Annotated in this window: 2 protein-coding genes; both read left to right on the top strand. The window is 64.4% G+C overall.

Annotation, left to right across the window (positions count from 1 at the left end; genetic code table 11):
• The coding region (locus E4Q08_RS23895) for a DDE-type integrase/transposase/recombinase (RefSeq protein WP_169072240.1) at positions 1–1205 on the top strand (1205 nt) is incomplete at its 5' end.
• 2 nt (positions 1206–1207) lie between these two features.
• Entirely contained in the window at positions 1208–2002 is a 795-nt protein-coding gene (locus E4Q08_RS23890; protein ID WP_034916122.1) for an ExeA family protein, read from the top strand.
• Positions 2003–2038 lie beyond the last annotated feature (36 nt).

Genomic DNA, 2038 nt, shown 5'->3' with positions numbered 1-2038 from the left:
AGTACGCCATTCCCGGCACCCGTCGGCGCCATCTGGGCGAGAAGACGATTCAAGGGTGGTACTACACCTACCGAGCCCAAGGCCTTGATGGCCTGATGCCGAAGGCGCGCGCCGACCGCGGGCAATCGAAGCTTTCCGAGGCCATCCAGGCCGCGATTCTGGCAGCCAAGCGGGATAATCCCCGGCGCTCGATTCGCCAGATCCGGCAGTTGCTCGAAACCGCTGGAACCGTCGCTCGCGGGAGTCTGTCGCGATCGACGATCCACCGTCTGCTCCAGCAACACGGTCTTTCCCGCATGACCGGCTCGGCCAGCCTGCCCGAGGAGAGGCGCAGTTTCGTCGCCGCTTCGGCCGGCGCGATCTGGTACAGCGACGTGATGCACGGCCCACAGGTCCCCATCGGCGGGAAGCTTGCCAAAGCGTATCTCGTCTCGCTGTTCGATGACGCCTCACGTTTGCTCGCCCACAGCGCCTTCTGCCCCGGGGAAACGGCACTGGACATCGAGGGCGTGCTCAAGCAGGCGATCCTGAAACGTGGCATTCCCCTCAAACTGGTCGTCGATAACGGCGCCGCCTACCGCGCCCACACCTTGCAAGGGATCTGCGCCCGCCTGGGTATTCAGTTGATTTATTGCCGGCCCTATGCGCCCGAAGGCAAGGGGAAGTTGGAGCGCTGGCACCGGACCTGCCGCGGCGAGTTTCTATCCGAACTCGACGAGCGTCACATCACCGGTCTTGAGGACGTCAACGCGCGCCTGTGGGCATGGCTGGAACAGGTCTATCACCGCCGCCCGCATGAGGGTCTGGACGGGATCACGCCATTGGCCCGTTATCAGCAGGATTTGTCGAAGATTCGCCCGCTCGGACTGCTGGCCGCCAAGCTCGATGCCTTGTTCCACCATCGCGTCAGCCGCCGCGTCCGCAAGGACGGCACGGTGTCGTATCAGGGCAAGCGCTTCGAGGTGCCCTTCGAACTGTCCGGCAAGACCGTCTGCCTGGTCGTCGATCCGCATACTGAAATCGTGGTCGGTGTCGAGGACGAGCAGGGCGAGTCGATCGGCTTGGCCACGCCGCTCGATGCGCTGGCCAATCTCCATCGCCAGCGACGCAAACCCGGGCCGGTGGACGCCGGCAAGATCGAGAGGTCCGGCGCGAACCTGATCGAACTGGTCCATCAGCAGTATTACGACGCGAAAGGAGATTAAAGATGGACCTGCAACACTTTGGTTTGCGCCATCCGCCGCTGGGCAAGGAAGCCACCGATCTTTGGGATGACGGTGCGCTGGCGCAACTCGCCGAACGCTTCCAGTGGCTCCTGCACTCGCCAGGCGTCGGCCTGCTGACCGGCGAAGCCGGCGTCGGCAAGACCGCCGCGTTGCGGCTCCTGACCGCGAAGCTCAATCCGCATCGCTATCAGGTCATCTACCATGCCGAGACCGACTTCGGCCGCCTCGATATCTATCGCTGTCTGGCCCTGTCACTGGGCCTGCCACCCAGCTATCGCCGGGCGCAACTGTGGCGCGACATCAAGGCGCAGATCCATCAGTTGGCCGACGGCAAGCAACTCCTGCCGCTGTGGATTCTCGACGAGGCGCAGAACCTGCCGCCCGAGTTCTTTCGCGATTTCCCGGCTTTCCTCAACTTCGCCTTCGATTCGCGCGATCTGATCACCGTCTGGCTCGTCGGCCATCCGGCGCTGGCGCAGACGCTCGAACGGGCGCCCTATGCAGCGCTCGCCGGGCGCATTCAGGCGCGCGTTCAGATGCGCCCGGTCATCGAGCGCGAACGCTTTGCGCAACTGATCGCCCACGCGCTCAAGAGCGCCGGGTGCTCCCATACGCTGCTCGCCGATTCGGGTCTCGAGATCCTGCGGCAAGCCAGCAAGGGCCTGCCGCGTCACGCCGGGCGCATTCTGCGCACCGCCATGCGCCTGGCGGTGCCGCGTGGACTCAATCATCTGCCTGACGATCTCCTGCAATTGGCCATCGAGGAATTGCGATGAAGCGCCGCCGTTTCGACTCCCTCTTCCCCGATGGCC

It is taken from the genome of Candidatus Accumulibacter contiguus, from assembly GCF_012940005.1.
Taxonomy (GTDB): domain Bacteria; phylum Pseudomonadota; class Gammaproteobacteria; order Burkholderiales; family Rhodocyclaceae; genus Accumulibacter; species Accumulibacter contiguus.
The sequence above is the reverse complement of the archived record's forward strand: the minus strand, read 5'-3'. Positions and strand labels throughout refer to the sequence as shown.

Coding starts and splice junctions, on each gene's coding strand:
- E4Q08_RS23890 (WP_034916122.1), top strand. CDS start 1,208: ATGGACCTGCAACACTTTGGTTTGCGCCATCCGCCGCTGGGCAAGGAA.